This is a genomic window from Magnetovibrio sp. (assembly GCF_036568125.1).
In the GTDB taxonomy this organism is placed as follows: domain Bacteria; phylum Pseudomonadota; class Alphaproteobacteria; order Rhodospirillales; family Magnetovibrionaceae; genus Magnetovibrio.
Map to the genome: position 1 here is coordinate 1 of NZ_DATCTF010000009.1, position 16,958 is coordinate 16,958.

At 56.1% G+C, this 16,958-nt stretch carries 19 protein-coding genes; 11 read left to right on the top strand and 8 right to left on the bottom strand.

From position 1 onward, the window contains the following. The first annotated feature begins 10 nt into the window (after positions 1–10). Positions 11–139 (top strand): FliG C-terminal domain-containing protein, encoded by a 129-nt coding sequence (locus tag VIN96_RS04365; RefSeq protein WP_331894287.1) that lies wholly within the window; start codon positions 11–13, stop codon positions 137–139. Between the two features lie 34 nt (positions 140–173). On the opposite strand, the gene VIN96_RS04370 is transcribed toward VIN96_RS04365, so the two are convergent. The 3 genes from VIN96_RS04370 to VIN96_RS04380 all read right to left on the bottom strand — a co-directional run bounded on the left by VIN96_RS04370 (position 174) and on the right by VIN96_RS04380 (position 4,106). Next, complete coding sequence (locus tag VIN96_RS04370) at positions 174–3,089, bottom strand: EAL domain-containing protein (RefSeq protein WP_331894219.1); 2,916 nt, start codon at positions 3,087–3,089, stop codon at positions 174–176. A gap of 247 nt (positions 3,090–3,336) precedes the next feature. Beyond that, positions 3,337–3,753: a hypothetical protein gene (locus VIN96_RS04375; protein ID WP_331894220.1), complete on the bottom strand. Its 417-nt coding sequence runs from the start codon at positions 3,751–3,753 to the stop codon at positions 3,337–3,339. 128 nt (positions 3,754–3,881) lie between these two features. Then, positions 3,882–4,106, bottom strand: a complete 225-nt coding sequence (locus VIN96_RS04380) for a sulfurtransferase TusA family protein (RefSeq protein ID WP_331894221.1) — start codon at positions 4,104–4,106, stop codon at positions 3,882–3,884. A 49-nt stretch (positions 4,107–4,155) separates the two neighbouring features. Between VIN96_RS04380 and VIN96_RS16735 the strand changes: the two genes are divergently transcribed. Further along, positions 4,156–4,557, top strand: coding sequence for a hypothetical protein (locus VIN96_RS16735; RefSeq protein WP_331894222.1), 402 nt, complete (start codon positions 4,156–4,158; stop codon positions 4,555–4,557). On the opposite strand, the gene VIN96_RS04390 is transcribed toward VIN96_RS16735, so the two are convergent. Together VIN96_RS04390 and dsrE2 are read right to left on the bottom strand one after the other, a co-directional pair. Next, complete coding sequence (locus tag VIN96_RS04390) at positions 4,535–5,092, bottom strand: DUF3365 domain-containing protein (RefSeq protein ID WP_331894223.1); 558 nt, start codon at positions 5,090–5,092, stop codon at positions 4,535–4,537. The genes VIN96_RS16735 and VIN96_RS04390 overlap by 23 nt on opposite strands. Positions 5,093–5,252: 160 nt before the next feature. Beyond that, positions 5,253–5,750 (bottom strand): sulfur carrier protein DsrE2, encoded by a 498-nt coding sequence (dsrE2, locus tag VIN96_RS04395; protein WP_331894224.1) that lies wholly within the window; start codon positions 5,748–5,750, stop codon positions 5,253–5,255. Between the two features lie 475 nt (positions 5,751–6,225). On the opposite strand from dsrE2, the gene VIN96_RS04400 reads away from it, so the two are divergent. From VIN96_RS04400 to VIN96_RS04430, 7 genes are all read left to right on the top strand, one after another. Next, positions 6,226–7,344: a YeeE/YedE family protein gene (locus VIN96_RS04400; RefSeq protein ID WP_331894225.1), complete on the top strand. Its 1,119-nt coding sequence runs from the start codon at positions 6,226–6,228 to the stop codon at positions 7,342–7,344. Positions 7,345–7,731: 387 nt separating this feature from the next. Further along, entirely contained in the window at positions 7,732–8,184 is a 453-nt protein-coding gene (gene soxX, locus VIN96_RS04405) for a sulfur oxidation c-type cytochrome SoxX (RefSeq protein ID WP_331894226.1), read from the top strand. 46 nt (positions 8,185–8,230) lie between these two features. Next, positions 8,231–8,701 carry a thiosulfate oxidation carrier protein SoxY gene (gene soxY / locus VIN96_RS04410; RefSeq protein ID WP_331894227.1) on the top strand — a complete coding sequence of 157 codons (471 nt, stop codon included), beginning with the start codon at positions 8,231–8,233 and terminating at the stop codon, positions 8,699–8,701. A 49-nt stretch (positions 8,702–8,750) separates the two neighbouring features. Next, positions 8,751–9,074, top strand: a complete 324-nt coding sequence (gene soxZ, locus VIN96_RS04415; protein WP_331894228.1) for a thiosulfate oxidation carrier complex protein SoxZ — start codon at positions 8,751–8,753, stop codon at positions 9,072–9,074. A gap of 26 nt (positions 9,075–9,100) precedes the next feature. Continuing rightward, the gene (gene soxA, locus VIN96_RS04420) at positions 9,101–9,955 is read left to right on the top strand and encodes a sulfur oxidation c-type cytochrome SoxA (protein WP_331894229.1); all 855 of its coding nucleotides are present in this window, start codon (positions 9,101–9,103) and stop codon (positions 9,953–9,955) included. A gap of 120 nt (positions 9,956–10,075) precedes the next feature. Beyond that, complete coding sequence (gene soxB, locus VIN96_RS04425; protein WP_331894230.1) at positions 10,076–11,764, top strand: thiosulfohydrolase SoxB; 1,689 nt, start codon at positions 10,076–10,078, stop codon at positions 11,762–11,764. Positions 11,765–11,794: 30 nt separating this feature from the next. Continuing rightward, entirely contained in the window at positions 11,795–12,538 is a 744-nt protein-coding gene (locus VIN96_RS04430; protein ID WP_331894231.1) for a cytochrome c biogenesis CcdA family protein, read from the top strand. Between the two features lie 378 nt (positions 12,539–12,916). On the opposite strand, the gene VIN96_RS04435 is transcribed toward VIN96_RS04430, so the two are convergent. The 3 genes from VIN96_RS04435 to VIN96_RS04445 all read right to left on the bottom strand — a co-directional run bounded on the left by VIN96_RS04435 (position 12,917) and on the right by VIN96_RS04445 (position 14,987). Further along, entirely contained in the window at positions 12,917–13,744 is an 828-nt protein-coding gene (locus tag VIN96_RS04435; protein ID WP_331894232.1) for a dienelactone hydrolase family protein, read from the bottom strand. 47 nt (positions 13,745–13,791) lie between these two features. After that, the gene (locus VIN96_RS04440) at positions 13,792–14,472 is read right to left on the bottom strand and encodes a thioredoxin family protein (RefSeq protein ID WP_331894233.1); all 681 of its coding nucleotides are present in this window, start codon (positions 14,470–14,472) and stop codon (positions 13,792–13,794) included. A gap of 68 nt (positions 14,473–14,540) precedes the next feature. Next, on the bottom strand, positions 14,541–14,987 hold the full coding sequence (locus tag VIN96_RS04445) for a hypothetical protein (RefSeq protein WP_331894234.1): 447 nt from the start codon (positions 14,985–14,987) through the stop codon (positions 14,541–14,543). Between the two features lie 221 nt (positions 14,988–15,208). Between VIN96_RS04445 and VIN96_RS04450 the strand changes: the two genes are divergently transcribed. Further along, positions 15,209–15,520: a metalloregulator ArsR/SmtB family transcription factor gene (locus VIN96_RS04450; RefSeq protein ID WP_331894235.1), complete on the top strand. Its 312-nt coding sequence runs from the start codon at positions 15,209–15,211 to the stop codon at positions 15,518–15,520. Between the two features lie 277 nt (positions 15,521–15,797). After that, entirely contained in the window at positions 15,798–16,706 is a 909-nt protein-coding gene (locus VIN96_RS04455) for a sulfite exporter TauE/SafE family protein (protein ID WP_331894236.1), read from the top strand. Positions 16,707–16,958 lie beyond the last annotated feature (252 nt).

Below are 16,958 nucleotides of genomic sequence, written 5' to 3' on the forward strand. Positions count from 1 at the left end.
TATGGACGCCATGGGCGCGGTGCGCTTGAAGGACGTCGACGAAGCCCAGGCCGCCATCGTCACCATCGCCAAGCAACTGGCCGACAGCGGCGAAATCGTCATCGCCGGTCAGGGCGAAGAAGAACAGCTGATATACTGATACGTTCGGCCCCTGGCGTTACGATCCGAAAACGTTACGAACCGGGCAAGCCTTTGACGAACGTCAGAAAATCGTCGGCAGCCAACGGGCGTGAGAAGAAATATCCCTGAATTTCATCGCAGCGATAGGCTTTGAGGATGTCCAACTGTTCCTCGGTCTCGACACCTTCGGCGATGATCTTGCGGTTCAGGGTGTGGCCCATGTTGATGATGGTATGAATGATCTCGGCATCGTCGGCATCGACATGGATGTCGTTGACGAACGACCGGTCGATTTTGATGGTATCGATGGGAAAGCGCTTCAAGTAACTCAGCGACGAATAGCCGGTGCCGAAGTCGTCCATGGAAATGTGCACGCCGAAATCGTGCAGGTCTTCCAGCGCCGCGACGATGATCGGCGCGTCGCTCATCAGCATGCTTTCGGTGATTTCGATCTCCAACGCACTGGGCGGCAGATCGGCCTTTTTCAGCGCCGCCTTGACGATCTTGACGAACGACGGTTCGCGCAGCTGGCGCGCCGACAGGTTCACCGCGATTTTGATCGGCGGCAAGCCTTGCTTGAGCCACTGAGCATGCTGACGGCAGGCAGTGTGGATGGCCCACTCGCCGACTTCGACCACCATACCGGTTTCTTCAAGCACGGGGATGAATTTGACCGGACTGACCAGCCCCATGTCGGGGCTGTCCCAACGCATCAGGGCTTCCGCACCGGTGACGCGGTTGGTCTTGAGATCCAGCTTGGGCTGATATAGCAACAAAAACTCGTCGTTTTCCAGCGCCTTGGACAGACCGTTCTTGACGACCAGGCGCTCCTTGATCTGATCGTTCATGTCGGAGGTGTAGAACTGGAAGTTGGCCTTGCCCTCTTCCTTGGCGCGGTACATGGCGGAATCGGCGTTTTTAAGAAGTTCTTGGGCGTCCTTGGCGTCATCGGGATAAATGGTGATGCCGATCGAGCCCGAGATGAACGCCTCGTGCCCGCCGAGCAAGAATGTCCGCCCCAAACTGTCCAAGACGCGCTGCGCCAACAACGGTGCATTTTGCGAATTTTCCAAGTTGGGCATGATGATGGTGAATTCATCGCCGCCCAAACGCGCCACGGTGTCGCCGGTGCGCACGCACGAACCCAAGCGCTTGGCCGCTTCCTTGAGCAACATGTCGCCGACGTCGTGGCCGAGGGTATCGTTGACCAATTTGAAGCCGTCCAGATCGATGAACAGCAGCCCGAGGCTCTTTTGCGAGCGTTCCATGTTGTTGATCGCCTGGGTTAAGCGGTCGAGAAACAGCGAGCGGTTGGGCAACCCCGTCAAACTGTCGTAATTGGCTTGATAAAGAATGCGCTCTTCATCTTGCTTGCGCTTGGTGATGTCGGAAATGATCGCGGCGAATTGCATCACTTCCCCGCTGGGGCTGGTGATCGCAGTGACCGACAGGCGTTCGGCGTACTCGTCGCCATTTTTGCGCAGGTTCCAGAATTCCCCTTCCCAACGTCCACGCGCTTCGAGCCCCGACCACATCTCGTCGAACATTGCCCCGCCTTGGCTGAGCGCGGTGTGGTTGATGGGGAAATTGCCGATGACTTCTTCGACGCTGTAGCCGGAAATGACCGTGTAGGCCGGATTGACCGAACTGATGCGGAAATCGGGATCGATGATGACCACGCCCTCGGTCAGCGCCTCGATAACCTCGCCGGCCAAGCGCAACTTGTCCTCGGCGCGATGACGCTCGACGATTTCCTGGGTCAGTTCGCGGGTGCGTTCCTCAACCCGCATTTCCAGTTCATCGTGGGCGCGGCGCAGTTGCTCCTCAGCCTGTTTGCGTTGGGTGATGTCCCGCACCACCCCGGTGAAAAAGCGCCTGGTGCCATGGCGCAACTCGGTGACCGCCAGTTCCAGGGGGAAGTTTTCGCCGTTCTTGCGCACCCCGACCTCTTCGCGGCCGGTCACGCCGATGATCTTTTTCACGCCGGTCGCGACATAGTTGGCGAGGTATTGATCGTGATTGCTGGCGTGGGGTTCGGCCACCAGCATCGAAATGTTGTGGCCCAGAACTTCGCGTGCCTCGTAACCGAAAATATGCTCGGCGGCCTTGTTGAAGGCCACCACCTTGCCTTTGGGGTCGATGGTGATGATGGCGTCGGCGACGGTGTCGAGAATGCCGCGCAGGCGTTGTTCGCGCTCTTGCAGCACTTCGGCCGCGCGGGTGCGGTCGGTGATGTCGCGCGCTTCGAGCATGAATTGCCCGTCACCAATGGGCGAAAACTTGACCTCCGCATCGATAATATTGGCATCCGCGCGCAAGAACTTCAGTGGCAGCGGTTCAGTTTCCGCCGCGAAAATATCCAACCCCGCTTCCATCACACCATGATAATCGGGATGCACGATGTGTAAAAACGGCCGCCCCGCCAGTCCCGCCGCACCTTCATAACCGAGGATGCGCCATGCGGATTCGTTGGACAACAAGATGTAGCCGTCGACATCCAAAACGCAGATCATTGCTTGTGAGGTTTCGAAAAGATAGCGGTAGAGGTTGCTGCCGATCAGGTCGCCCTGCTTGCGTTCTGCAACGGTGCGGGTGCGGCGCGCCCGCAACGCCAAACCTTCATCGTTTTCGCCCATTTTGAGCGAGCTGATCGCAACCTCGATATCACCGTCACCATTCTTCGGTTGAAGCCTTACTGTGGTTTCCGACCCGGGTTCGGCCTTACCCGACAACACCGCCAGAGCACCGGTCAACTGATCCCGGTCGACGTAGTCGGCGAAAAACGTCCCCAGCGCCTGCTCGCGGCTATCCAAGCCGAGCATCACGAGGCCGTTGGTGTTGATGTCGAGAATGCGCCCGCCGCGCAGGTAGACGACCAAGTCGTTGTGCAGAGTATCGAACAGATCCCGTGTCCAACGTGTTGGCACACCCGAGCCGCTCGCCCCCCCTCCATCGGTAGATGAAGTCATTCCCTGCTGAGCCCTTCCGCTTATTGTCGCCCTGCTAAAGCACGCCCGCCGTAGACGGGGTACCTGAAGCAAGAATCGTTTTGTGTGGCACTGGATGACAAAAGTGTCGCCCCCCCGGACGACAGGCAAATCATCAATGATTCCAGGACCATTCTTTCCCTGCACACGATTAAATGCAAGTAAAGAACAGACCTGCATGCGACTTAAGCACAGAGCTATGACTTTAAGATTGCACCCTTATCCGTGGTTAGCAGGGCGATTTCGATGGCAGATCGCCCATGTCGGAACATGCTGCCGATTTTTGTACCGAGACCGGGTTTAGTTTCTTGATCAAACCATCCACCTGCTCCCAGAAAAAGAAGTCGCCCATGTAACCGACGATGCGCCCAATCTCGCGGCCATCTTCGATGGCGACGAACGTCGGGGTGAAAATCACCCCTTTGATAAAGGCGATGTCGTCTGGCTTGTCGTCGTGAACATCGTGATGGCGAAGCGGCAACGTTTTCGATTCGGACGTCTTGGGATAGATTTCACCGACTTCCCGGTCCCAGGTTTCGCAAACGGAGCAAGCCGCAGAACCAAAATACACCAGTTCAGCGGCACCCGCGGAAACGGATGGCAGCAAGAGTGCAATCGCCATCAAGGCGGGTCTCAGTCGGTTCATGATCTCAATCTCTATACGTCAGGCTATAAACAAACCGGTCCCGGAACAGACAAGCTGCTCCGGGACCGGAAAAAACCGTCACGTCACGAAATCAGAAAAACGTAACGTTTTCCAATCCGAGAGAGCGATTAACCCTTTTGGATTTCGTAGACGTAAACGCCGCCGTCTTCTTTGCTGCTCAACAGCGTGTTGCCGGTGGACTTGCAAAAAGCTTCCATGTCTTTCACGGAACCGGGATCGGTGGACAGCACCTCAAGGGTTTCGCCAGCAGCAAGATCCTTCATCGCCTTTTTGGTCTTGAGGATCGGGAGCGGGCAGTTCATGCCTTTGGTGTCAAGAGTTTGGGTAGCCATTTTGTATCTCTCTTGTCTTTGGGGTGATGGTTAAAACGATAAATCCTGAATGGATTTGAAAATGCGGATCGGTCGGACAATTCTACAAGCCAATATTGATAAACTTGAGACAGACAACCCGCAAGCACGAAGCCAAGTTTTTTTGATTGGCAAACTGGCAATGGTCGTAAATTTTGGTGACGATCCCGGCGACGGTCATGTCTTCCGTCGCGGCGAGCTCTTCAAGCACATTCCAAAACGCGCGTTCCAGGCGAATGGTCGTGGAATGACCGTGAATGCGCAACGACCGGCGCTCAGGCAAAAACTCGGTATCCTGATTGCCGGCGCTGCACAAGCCGAACAATTGATTGAGAGGCGTTGCCTCATCTTGACCGTTCGTAAGGTCTATTACCACGTCAAACGCTCCACTTTGCGCCGCTCAAAAGACCTCAGAGATCTTTTTTCAATGTGAAGGCGCCACGAATGTCGCCCTTGGAAAAGCCACGCGCCTGGTCGCCCGGATACAAGCCGTCCAACTTCGCCGCGACTTCCGCTTTGATGTCGGAACCATGGCAGTTCAAGCACAGATCGGCGGTGCCGATGGCTTTCATGAAACGGAACTGCTTCTTGCCGTCCATTTCGACCACTTCGCCGAACGCGATGGCGTCAGGGCTTTCGCCGGCCGCTTTGCGATCCTCGAACTGCTGAAGCACTTTCTGCTCCCATGCATCCGGTTCATTGTGCGGATTGCGCAGCTTCAAGCTGGTGCGACCGACGCTCCAGCCGGATTTAGCGGATGCAGCGGCGGCAATTTCAGGCGCCTTTTCATTACAAGCGGCGATGGCGTTCACCGGCCCACCATTTTTCATGCCTTCCTGCAGGGCCATCTTCAACGGCCCGCCGAAAGATTTCACAACGGAAACGGCTTCACCCTTAAGCGCAGCGGCGTCCATAGCGTGCACAACACTTGCACTCGTCAATGTGGCAGCCAGGGCCACTGCAGTCATCACTGATTTCATCTCAAGACCCTCAAAATGTATAAAGAAGGACGCTATTATGCCGCCAAACGGCGCATAATGTCATCCGTTCCGCTCTTGAGACAGGCTCAAGAGCAAAAGTCGCGATGGCGTGACGCCCGGACACAGCGTGTCCAGGCGCACGGCGAGATTAGATATACAGGTTGATGTCGGATTCCAGCGCTTCGCCCATGTAGGTCGCGGCGCCGCCGAGTTCCATTTCCGGGATCATCATCTCCGGCGTCCACTCGAACAGATCCAGCGTCATCTGGCAGCCGACGATCTTGACATCGCTTTCGATGCAGATGTCGCGCAGCTCGGGAATAGAAGCCACACCCTTTTTCTTGATCAGGCTGCGCATCATGGACGATGCCATGGCGTCGACGCCGGGAATCGCGGAAATGATGTTGGGCATGGTCATGTGCATGCCCATCATCGGCATTTCCATACCCGGGTTACCAAGCGTGGAAATCTGCAAATGGCTGAGGTCTTTCTTCAAAAGCTGAAGACCGTAAAAGGTGAAAAAGAGCGTCACGTCGACGTCCAGGCTCGCGGCCGTGGAGGCGAGAATGAACGGAGGATAGGCCCAGTCCAGGGTCCCCTTCGTCACGATGATGCTCATCTTCTTATTGTTGCTACCTTCACTCACTGTTCGTCTCCCAATTGTTTGCCGTCTCGACCGTGGCCGCGAGTGCTGCGCTTTGGCGGCCGTCCCTGACACATTTCGCATGCGCAGACATGCTGCGCAGTGATTTTAGATTTTGCTTATATACGCGTAATCTAAACGTCAACCTGATCTGCTGGGTAGTATTCCGTGCCTACGCGCTTAATTTCAGCGTAAAAACGCGAATATTGAAATCCCGCAATTGCGGCTGACCGTAACCCTGTTTTTGTCACAACCTTACATGGACTACCCTCTGCTGGGGAGATTCTCACTTAAGGTCGATCTAATATACACACAGAATCCATTTAGACAAACCTAATATACAAACGCTCTAAAATACTCTATATCGTTTGCCCTAATCGAATGGACTCGGGCATAATCCGCGTCCACAAAAGCGGGAAAACCGCAATAAAAACACAACACACACCACAACACGGGCGAAAACATCGGGAGACACACGATGGAAGACATGAGTGTGGCCACTCTGGTCGCAACTGCCGGCTTTGCCGCAGGGATCCTCTTTGGCGCGACGGCCAACAAAACAAATTTCTGCACCATGGGCGGCGTATCCGACATGATTCTCATGGGCGACACCACCCGTTTTCGGGCCTGGATGCTGGCCATCGCGGTGGCGATTCTCGGCACCCAAGCCTTGCATATGCTTGAACTGATCGATCTGACCCGCGCCCCGGCCGATGGCGGCGCAATCTATCTGACCTCCAGCCTGGGGTGGCCCGGCGCCATCGTCGGTGGCTTGCTCTTCGGTTACGGCATGACCCGCGCCGGCGGCTGCGGCAACAAAACCCTGGTGCGCATCGGTGGCGGCAACCTCAAATCCATCGTCGTGTTCATGATCATGGGCGTCACCGCCTATATGACCTTGCGCGGCCTGATCGGCTTGGCGCGCATCGAGTTGGAAGCCTTCAACACCGACCTCACGGCCTTCGGCCTGGAAAGCCAGTCGATGGTTGAAATACTCGCCGCCTTCATCGGCACGGAAACCGAAAGCCTGCGGCTCGGCGTGACCCTCGCGTTTGCTGTGGCGATTGCCGCGTATTGCTTCAAAAACGAAGAATTCCGCGGCTCCTTCCAAGATATCATCGGCGCGCTGATCATCGGCTTGTTGATCCCGGTCGGTTGGTACATCACCGGCGTGCTGGGGGCAGACGAATTCGAACCGACGCAGATGTTCTCGTTCACCTTCGTCGCCCCGTCGGCAGAATCGATTCAATACCTGATGACCTTCACCGGCGCGTCGATCAACTTCGGCATTGCAGCGGTGGGTGGCGTCATCGTCGGTTCGTTCTTGATGGCCGTCGCCACCAAGTCGTTCCATATCGAAGCCTTCAACGGCGCGGACGACATGAAAAGCCATATGGTCGGCGCAATCATGATGGGCATCGGCGGCGTGCTCGCCCTGGGCTGCACCATCGGCCAAGGCTTGACCGGTATGTCGACGCTGGCGTTGGGTTCCTTGATCGCCCTGGCGTCGATCATCGTAGGTGCAATTTGGGGGCTTAAGGCGCTGGAAGAAGACTCCGTCATGGGCGGCCTCAAGGCCATGATAAGCCGCAGTTAACGTATTAGGGAAAACCCTAATAAGGGCAGAAAAGCGGGGTTTATCCCCGCTTTTTTCTTTTTAATAAATGCGATTTTGTGTGTCTGAGGGCTTGCCACGAGGATGAAAGCTCTCTAATGTAACAGAGTGCTAATACACAGCACATTCATGGGTAATTAAAATATGACCCATGTTTTTCGGTACGAATGCGTGTTCAATGTATTTTCTACGCTTAAAAGATAGAAACAACACGCGTTTGGGAGGCCTACAACCAATTCAAGTCCTTTATTTTGATAATTGGGCTTGTTCTATCCGAGACCTAGCTATTAGGCTTGTCTCAGTTCCCCTTGTCGTTCGAGGGATGATATTGGGAAACTGGTCGATTCTGGCTAGTCTATGGGAGGGATAATGAAACACACTAAACTGATGAGCGCCTTTTTCGGTCTTACGCTCGCCGGCACCATCGCCGCGTCCGCGCAAGCTGAAGAAATGGCGCAATACAGCATCGTCGACGATTCCATTCCGGCTTCTTTGACCGGAAAAGCTGGCGATGCAGCCAACGGCAAAAAAGTCGTCATCAACCGCAAAAAAGGCAACTGCCTCGCTTGCCATGTGATGCCGATCCCCGAAGAGCAGTTCCACGGAAAAACCGGCCCCGACTTGGCTGGCGTGGCGCAGCGCTTGGACGAAGCCACGCTGCGCATGCGTATTGTTGACCCCAAAGTCATCAATCATGGCACCATGATGCCGAGCTTCTACAAAACCGATCAGCATCGTGTGCTCAAGAAGTTCCAAGGCAAAACGATTTTGAGCGCTCAGGAAGTCGAAGATGTCGTCGCCTACCTGATGACGCTGAACTAAGTCCCCTGGCGAGACTGACGTAAAAAACAAACACATAGAGGATAAAATGAGCAAAAACATCCAGCAAATGGTCCGTTTGGACCGCCGCGAGGCTCTTAAAGCCGCAGGTGCAGGTGTGTTGGCTCTGGGTTTCGCTACGACTGCCCATGCCACACCCGAAGCCGCTGCAGAAGCGCTTTCCAAGGCTACCGGTGGCGCTTCCGCTACCGCATCTGACAAAGTCTCCATCTCTCTTCCGGAAATCGCCGAAAACGGCGCCACCGTCCCTGTGGGCGTTGTCGTCGACAGCCCGATGACCCCGGACAACTATGTCAAGCACATCCACGTGTTTGCCGAGGGCAATCCGAGCCCTGAGACCATTTCCTTCCACCTGACCCCGACCGGTAAAGCCGATGTGAATACGCGTATTCGTTTGGGCAAGACCCAAAACGTCGTGGTCGCCGCCGTCATGAGCGACGGTTCGGTCTTGACCGGTACGAAGGAAGTGAAAGTCACCATCGGCGGTTGCGGCGGCTGATCAGCCCCTCCCCTTTGGTCACGCAGACAATATTAGGAGTGCTATACAAATGGCAAAAAAACCTCGCGTAAAGCTGCCGAACAAGGCAAAAGCGGGCGATATGATCCAGGTCAAAACCCTGGCCGCCCACGACATGGAAACCGGCAACCGGAAAGACAAAAAAGGCAATAAAATTCCGCGCCTTATCCTGAATAAGTTCACCTGCACCTTTAACGGCGCAGACGTGTTCAGCGCAGACATGCATCCGTCCGTTTCCGCCAACCCGTACATTTCTTTCTTCATCACGGCGAAGGAAAGCGGCACGTACGAGTTCAAATGGACCGACGATAACGGTGAAGTCACCACTGTGTCTCAAGACATGGCCGTGTCTTAAATCACGACGAAGGGAGGGCTAACGTCATGAGTTTCAAGACAATCACCGCCGCTATTGCTGTGTTGGGTGCGGGTCTCGCGCTGGGCGCATGTAACGGCGCCAACACCACCGCAAAGCAACTCGATCAGGTGCCAAACCCTTATGGGGATAATGTTTGGTCCGGTTACAAAACGGCAACCGCGGAAACCCGCGCCATGCAGGATGACGATTTCGAAAATCCTGGCATGCCGGTTTATGATGCCGCAGAAGGCATCTACAACGCCGCCGCAGGCGAAGCCGGCGTTTCGTGCGCCGATTGCCACGGCGCCGTCGACGATGCAACGGGTGGCCGCTTCGGCATCCCGATGAAAGGCGTCGCCGCCAACTACCCGGTGTACGATGCGGAAGATCACAAGCCGATCAACGTGGAGCTGCGCATCAACAAGTGCCGCACCAAGTACCAAAAGGCCGATCCGTTCAAATATGAATCGGACGCCATGCTCGGTATGACCGGTTTGATCGCCAAACAGTCGCGTGGCATGCCGCGCATGACCACGGCGGATTCCAAAACCGATGCGCTGAACCCGTTCTGGAAAACGGGCGAAGCCTTCTATTACCAGCGTCGCGGTCAGCTCGACATGGCTTGCAGCCACTGTCATGAAGACAACGCCGGTAACATGGTGCGCGCCGAAGTTCTGTCCCAAGGTCAGTCCAACGGCTTCCCGCTGTATCGCCTGAAATGGCAAAAGCCGGGTTCCTTGCACCGCCGCTTCCGCGGTTGCAACTCCAACATTCGCGCGGAACCTTATGGTTACGGTTCGGATGAATACCTTGCGCTGGAAACCTATCTGGCGTGGCGTGGCCGTGGTCTTCCCATGGAAGCACCGGCTGTACGTAAATAACGCGTAGACGATTGGGGGCGGCATCCGCGTGGATTGCCGCCCCTTTTCTGTCCAAATTTTCATTCGTTAAGTTCAAAACCAACAAAAAATACAGACCTTGTGTAACGGAGACTTCACACCATGATTACCCGTCGCGATTTCCTTCAGGTGACCGCCGCCACCGCGGCGCTGCTTGGTTCCGGCGTCAGCATTGCGCGCGCGGCATCCAGTCAGGCTATCACCCAGGATGACCTTCTCAAGTTTGACAGCGTCGGCCAAGTCACGTTGCTCAATTTCACAGACATTCACGCCCAATTGGTGCCGCTGTATTTCCGCGAGCCGTCGGTCAACCTGGGCGTCGGCGAAGTGCACGGCCTGCCGCCGCACCTGACCGGTGAAGCGTTCCTCAAGAATTTCGGCCTGATGGCGGGTACGCCGGACGCTTACGCGTTCTCGAGCGTCGATTACAGCCAACTGGCCAACGAATACGGCCGCATCGGCGGCTTGGCGCACATGGCGACATTGATCAAAGCGATCCGCGCCCAACGCGAACCCAACACCCTGTTGATCGATTGCGGCGACACTTGGCAAGGTTCCTACACCTCGCTGGCGAACCAAGGCGAAGACATGGTCGACGCCATGAACGCGCTGGGCGTGGACGTGATGGTGCCGCACTGGGAATTCACCTACGGCGCCGACCGCGTGCAGGAATTGATCGGCAAGCTGAACTTCCCGTTCCTGGCCGGCAACGTGTTGGACAACGAATGGCAGGAAAAGGTCTTCGATTCGACCGCGCATTTCGAGCGCGGCGGCGTCAAAATCGCCGTGATCGGCCAAGCCTTCCCCTACACCCCGGTGGCCAACCCGCGCTACATGATCCCCGACTGGTCGTTCGGCATCCGCGACGAAATGGTCCAGGAAAGCGTCAACAAGGCCCGCGCCGAGGGTGCGGAACTGGTGGTTCTGGCGTCGCACAACGGCTTCGACGTGGACCGCAAGCTGGCATCGCGCGTCAACGGCATCGACGTGATCTTGACCGGCCACACCCATGACGCCATTCCCGGCGTGATCGAAGTGAACAACACGCTGTTGGTCGCCACCGGTTCGCACGGCAAGTTCCTGGGCCGCTTGGACCTCGACGTGCAGAACGGCAAGGTCAAGAACTACAACTACAAACTGATGCCCATTTTCTCCGACGTGATCGCGCCGGACCCGGAAATTCAGGCAGTTGTGGACGGCATCCGCGCCCCGCATCAAAAGATCATCGGCGAAAAACTCGGCAAGACCGAGAGCCTGCTGTATCGCCGCGGCAACTTCAACGGCACCTTCGACGACCTGATCTGCAACGCGATTATGGAAGAACGCGAAACGCAAATCGCGCTGTCACCGGGCTTCCGCTGGGGCGCGACGCTCATTCCGGGCCAAGACATCACCGTTGACGATGTCTACACCCAGACCTCGATCACCTACCCCAACACCTATCGCAGCGAAATGACCGGCGAGACCCTCAAGCTGATCTTGGAAGACGTTGCCGACAACCTGTTCAATCCCGATCCCTATTACCAACAGGGCGGCGACATGGTGCGCGTCGGCGGCATGGGCTATCGCATCGATATCCACAAGACGATCGGCTCACGCATTTCCGAAATGACCTTGCTGTCGACGGGCGAAACCATCGACCCGAGCAAAAAGTATGTGGTCGGCGGTTGGGCGTCCGTCAACGAAGGCACCGAAGGCCCGCCGGTCTACGACCTCGTATCCGACTACATTCGCAAGAAAAAAGTCGTCAATGTGCAGCCGAACACCAGCATCAAGGTTGTCGGGGCCTAACCGCCCCGTTACCTCTGTGGGACATACTCAATGGATCCGTTTGACATCACCTATTGGGGCTCATTCGGCGCCGGCGTGCTCAGCTTCGCCTCGCCGTGCGTTCTGCCTCTGATCCCTGCCTACTTGTGCTTTCTCGGCGGCGCATCGCTTGAGGAGCTGACCGCCGAGGGCGGTGTCGACAAGCAGGTCCAACGCCAAGTGTTCGTCTCGGCGCTGGCGTTCGTGCTTGGCTTCGCCACCGTGTTCGTGATCCTCGGCGCGACGGCCACCACGGTCAGCGCCTTGATCGCGGACAACATCGACATCCTCGCCAAGATCGCCGGTGTGATCATCGTCGTCTTTGGCCTGCACTACATGGGGCTGTTCAAGATCGGTTTCCTGAACTTCGAAAAACGCTTCCACCTGGAAAACAAGCCCGCCGGCCTGGCCGGGTCTTACATCCTGGGGCTGGCCTTCGCGTTCGGTTGGACGCCGTGCGTGGGGCCGATCTTGGCGACCATCTTGATGGTCGCAGCAAGCGGCGACGACGTCATGTACGGGACCTCTTTGCTGGCTGTCTATGCGGCGGGCATCGGTTTGCCGTTCTTGCTGGCGGCGTTTGCGGTGAAGCCGTTCATGATCTTCCTCGGCAAGTTCCGCCGCCATATGCGCACCGTGGAAATCGCCATCGGCACGTTGTTGGTGGTCACCGGCGTGGCGATCTTCACCGGATCGCTGTCAGAAGTCTCAAACTGGTTGCTGGAAACCTTCCCGAGCTTTGGAGAGGTCGGCTAACCATCTGATAAACTTGATGTTTTTTTTAGAAAAACCCCGCAGTCTATACAAAGGTATGGATTGCGGGGTTTTTCATTAATCTTTTGAACACAGCCCAATACCTTTGATCAGATGAGGCGGGCGTCTGAATGGGTTATGATTTATGTGTGGTCGGCGATATCGCCCCCCTAACGATACCGCCCCACTTCCCGCCCCCTCCCCATCCCCCCAGATACAGGAGGGGCAGCGGACGTAGACTAAGCTCAAGGTGTACGTAAAAACCGGAACGGTTTCTCTCCTCCTCCCCCCTCAGTTGAGGGCCGTTCACCCCAAAATAAAGCGGAGTTCCCTTACCCAATTGGAACTCCGCTTTTTTTGTGCCTCGTGAGCGTGATTTCTTTACATCAAGTGCTTCTTATAAAATGCCAAGGTCCGCTCCCACGACAAAGCCGCGTCGGCTTCGTCGTAACGCGCCCCGGTGGGGTTGGCGAAGGCATGATCGGCTTCGTACCAATGCACGGTCAGATCGGTTTTACCCGCCGCCGCCATGGATTTTTCGAAACCGCCGACCATTTCGGCGTTGATGTTCTTGTCCAAGGTACCGAAATGGCCAAGAACCGGGCTGTTCAAACTCGCCAGTTGTTCCGGCGTTTTGTTGCAGCGACCGTAATAGATCACCGTGGCGTCCACCGGCGTGGCGATCGAAGCGTTGAGCGACCAGCCGCCGCCAAAGCACCAACCGACGGTGCCGACCTTGCCGGTGCCCTTTTCGTGGTTTTTCAACCAGTCGATCAGCGTTACAAGTTGCTCGGTCCCGGCCTGTTCGTCGAGGCTGCTCATCAGCTTTTTCGCACCGTCACGGTCCGTGGCGTATTCCCCACCGTACATGTCCACCGCCAATGCGATGTAGCCTTGCTTGGCGAATTCCGCGGCGACCGACTTGATTTGATCGTTCAGCCCCCACCATTCGTGGATCAGCAACACCGCCGGCGCGGGCGTTTTTTCCGGCATCGCCAGAACGCCCATGGCGGTGCCGCCGCTGGGGGTCTTGATCGACACCGCGGTGGTGGCATTGTGCCCGGCGGCGCGCGCCAGATCGGGATAGGCCAGAACGGTGGCCAACGGCAAGGCGGCTAAGCCTTTGATGAAGTTTCGTCGTTGTCCGTCGGTGACCTCGGGCAACGGCTTGTCGGACGGGGTATAACCACAACTGATTTCATCGCACATGAACGTTCTCTCCAGTTCAGTTCAAGACAATAAGAAAGTGTTTTATTTCAAAGGTCTGCTGGAAGGTCTTTGGGCAAATCATCGGCGTACAAATCGTAATGCACGCCCATCTCGTCCAGCTTGTTGCCGATGCCACTCAACCAGCGCTGAAAGCTCGGCTCAGTCTCGTATCCGCCGGTTTTGGCGTAGCGCAGCAAGAAGTAGAAATGAAACGGCTTGAAGTAGCCGGGGATGCGCACAACCTCGCCATCCACACCGGACTTACCGGCCATAGCCTGACCCGACGTGGGGAAAAACTGCAAGGTCGGCGTGAACATCACCCGCCATTTGTTGGCGAGGTCCTTTTCCTTGAGCACTTCGCCGTCGAAGTCGGTGACCTCGCGATCCCCCCACAAATTCAGCTGGATGACCATGAAGTCCTTTTTCATCGCCTCGACCACGCGGGGAATGCGCAAGTTCACCTCGTGCATCTTTTTGCAGTACGGACAACCGCGTTGTTCCCAAACAATCATCAGGCGTTTGCCCTGAGCTTCGGCGTCGCCGATATCTTCTTTTAAATCGAGAAAACTTTGATGGAACCACGGCTGCATGTGCAGGCCGTCTTCGCTGATTTCACTGGGCGGCAACAGGTGATCATTGGCACGGGCGGGAGTTGCCGTCGCAAACCCCAAGCTCACGGCCATCAACACCCCAAAAATCACGCGCAACGCCTTGCTCGATACAAACATCGTCAGAACCTCCCCAGGTCAATGCATTGAGAATTTATATCGGCACGAAGGCCCGAAACATCAAGCCCTCAAGGCTTGAGATCGACCCAACCCGACAGCCGTCGTTCGACGATTTCCACCAACCCGGCGCGGGTCCAACTCACCCCGTCGATCATATCGGCTTCGGTCTTGTGAATGGCATCCAAGGTGTTGCCGCAAGCGATGAACTCGATTTCGTAGAGCAGCATGCTTTCAACGCGCGAGCGCACCGGCGAATCCTTCAAAATCGACCAAATTCCAGGACCATACGCGACCACAGCCAGTTTCACGTTGTCGGCGCCATAGGCCTTTTGAATGTTCATGACGTTGTTGAGCACCGCGTTGACGCGTTTTTCGTCTTTTTCGCTGAGCGATACGACGACTTTGCGTGGATTGTCGAAATCGGGGGCGGGCTCGGCCATGGTGGCACGCGCGGGCGCGGACAAGCCGAACAAGGCGAAAACGGCGATCATGGACACAAGGATGAGTTTTTTCATCAGGGCTTCCTACGACGATGGATTTGCCACAGTCTACTGCGGAATGCGCCATACCTGAACAGATTTCGAATGTTAAAAGGCCCTATTCGCAAGGCGCTCTTACGCAATCGCCATGGCAACCAATGTACACTCGCCTTGAGGACAGACTACTTGACATTTTCCTAATATAAGATGTATCTAATCAAGGCAGAAACCAAAGTGAGGTCGCCGTGAATTTAGACATGAAGCTAGAAGAGATGGAAGGCAACGCTCAAGCTGCGAGCGAACTGCTCAAGGCGATGAGCAATCAAACGCGCCTGATGATTCTCTGTCAGTTGCTACATGGCGAAAAGACGGCCGGTGAACTTGACTCGGCGACCAGCCTGTCCCAGTCGGCTTTGTCCCAACACCTTGCGGTCCTGCGCGAACACGGCTTGGTGCAAACGCGCCGTGAATCGCAAAATATCTTCTACTCGCTCGACGGCGACAAACCCAAAGCCATCATCGAAGTTCTCTATCGGTTGTTCCACAGCGGCGACGCCAGCTGCGCTTGACAATTGATCACCTGATAATTTATTAGGTTATCGATTGGCTTTTCCAAGCCCCCCAATTCATTACCCCCCCTGCTCCGCACAGTCGTGGAGCCAAGTCGCGAAACCTGCCGTTGCCACTACCGGTGGGTCTTTGGTTCTCTCAGGTTATCCGCATATTCCACCTATGCGTGGACTGATCTTGTCAGCCCCAACCTGAATCAAGGTCCACTTATGCGACTACGACACTTTTTGTTCGGCTTGATGCGAAACCCAGTTTGGACGCGTTGAGACCACAATCATGCAAGTTTACCTGCCCATCGGGGAAATCTCGGTCAACATTTTCGTGCTGCTCGGCATCGGTGGCGGGATCGGCTTTTTGTCCGGTCTGTTCGGCGTGGGCGGCGGGTTTCTGCTCACGCCGCTGCTGATCTTCATCGGCATCCCACCGGCCGTTGCTGTGGGCACCGGTGCAAACCAAATCGTCGCCTCATCGATTTCCGGAGTCTTGGCGCATTTCAAACGCGGCACCGTCGATGTCAAAATGGGCGTCATGCTGCTGATCGGCGGCATACTCGGTTCCGGTGTCGGGGTTTGGCTGTTCACCCTGTTGCGTGCGCAAGGCCAGGTCGATCTGGTGATCAAGCTGACCTACGTGTTCTTCCTCGGCGCCATTGGCCTGCTGATGTTTATCGAAAGCGTCGGTGCGTTGGTGCGCACCAAGCGGCGCGCCACGCCCAAACGGCGCACCCACAACGCCTTGACGGGCCTGCCGTTCAAGATGCGTTTTCGCCGTTCGCTGCTGTACATTTCCGCCCTGCTGCCCCTGGGCGTCGGCTTCGTGGTCGGAATTTTGACCGCTATCATGGGGGTCGGCGGTGGCTTCATCATGGTCCCGGCGATGATTTATCTGCTCGGCATGCCCACAGCCGTGGTCGTCGGCACCTCGCTGTTTCAGATTATCTTCGTCACCACCAACGTCACAGTCTTGCAGGCGATCAACAATTTCGCGGTCGACATTCCCTTGGCGCTGCTGCTGTTAGTGGGCGGTGTGATCGGTGCGCAATTCGGTTCGCGCGCTAGCACCAAGATGAACGGCGAACAACTGCGCGTTCTGCTCGCGCTGATGGTTTTGGGAGTGTGTTTCAAGATCGCCCTCGAACTGACTTTACCGCCTGCGGACATCTACGTCCTGGGAACCATGAAATAAGCCGTTTTGTGCATTAAACATTCTAAAATACCGAGCAACCCTCTGAATTGGAAATTTTCTGCCACAATCTCAACTAATGCTTGACATATTTGGCCACAATCATTAGAAGCCACTAATATTCGCTGCAGGCTTTTTCAAGCCTCCCCGATCAAAACAACTCATTGACCGGCCATTAGGCGGGTCCAAGTCGCGAAACCTGCCGTTACCATTATCCGGTGGGCCCGTATGCTTCTTACATTCCATTGTAAGAAC

Excerpts from the sequence above, each read along its gene's own strand:
- soxX (WP_331894226.1), top strand. The coding sequence starts at position 7,732 with ATGAAACACACTAAACTGATGAGCGCCTTTTTCGGTCTTACGCTCGCC.
- VIN96_RS04370 (WP_331894219.1), bottom strand. The coding sequence starts at position 3,089 with ATGACTTCATCTACCGATGGAGGGGGGGCGAGCGGCTCGGGTGTGCCA.
- VIN96_RS04450 (WP_331894235.1), top strand. The coding sequence starts at position 15,209 with ATGAAGCTAGAAGAGATGGAAGGCAACGCTCAAGCTGCGAGCGAACTG.
- VIN96_RS04435 (WP_331894232.1), bottom strand. The coding sequence starts at position 13,744 with ATGTGCGATGAAATCAGTTGTGGTTATACCCCGTCCGACAAGCCGTTG.
- VIN96_RS04455 (WP_331894236.1), top strand. The coding sequence starts at position 15,798 with ATGCAAGTTTACCTGCCCATCGGGGAAATCTCGGTCAACATTTTCGTG.
- VIN96_RS04440 (WP_331894233.1), bottom strand. The coding sequence starts at position 14,472 with ATGTTTGTATCGAGCAAGGCGTTGCGCGTGATTTTTGGGGTGTTGATG.
- soxA (WP_331894229.1), top strand. The coding sequence starts at position 9,101 with ATGAGTTTCAAGACAATCACCGCCGCTATTGCTGTGTTGGGTGCGGGT.
- soxY (WP_331894227.1), top strand. The coding sequence starts at position 8,231 with ATGAGCAAAAACATCCAGCAAATGGTCCGTTTGGACCGCCGCGAGGCT.
- VIN96_RS04430 (WP_331894231.1), top strand. The coding sequence starts at position 11,795 with ATGGATCCGTTTGACATCACCTATTGGGGCTCATTCGGCGCCGGCGTG.
- VIN96_RS04400 (WP_331894225.1), top strand. The coding sequence starts at position 6,226 with ATGGAAGACATGAGTGTGGCCACTCTGGTCGCAACTGCCGGCTTTGCC.
- VIN96_RS04445 (WP_331894234.1), bottom strand. The coding sequence starts at position 14,987 with ATGAAAAAACTCATCCTTGTGTCCATGATCGCCGTTTTCGCCTTGTTC.
- VIN96_RS16735 (WP_331894222.1), top strand. The coding sequence starts at position 4,156 with ATGGATTTGAAAATGCGGATCGGTCGGACAATTCTACAAGCCAATATT.
- VIN96_RS04365 (WP_331894287.1), top strand. The coding sequence starts at position 11 with ATGGGCGCGGTGCGCTTGAAGGACGTCGACGAAGCCCAGGCCGCCATC.
- VIN96_RS04375 (WP_331894220.1), bottom strand. The coding sequence starts at position 3,753 with ATGAACCGACTGAGACCCGCCTTGATGGCGATTGCACTCTTGCTGCCA.
- VIN96_RS04390 (WP_331894223.1), bottom strand. The coding sequence starts at position 5,092 with ATGACTGCAGTGGCCCTGGCTGCCACATTGACGAGTGCAAGTGTTGTG.
- VIN96_RS04380 (WP_331894221.1), bottom strand. The coding sequence starts at position 4,106 with ATGGCTACCCAAACTCTTGACACCAAAGGCATGAACTGCCCGCTCCCG.
- soxZ (WP_331894228.1), top strand. The coding sequence starts at position 8,751 with ATGGCAAAAAAACCTCGCGTAAAGCTGCCGAACAAGGCAAAAGCGGGC.
- soxB (WP_331894230.1), top strand. The coding sequence starts at position 10,076 with ATGATTACCCGTCGCGATTTCCTTCAGGTGACCGCCGCCACCGCGGCG.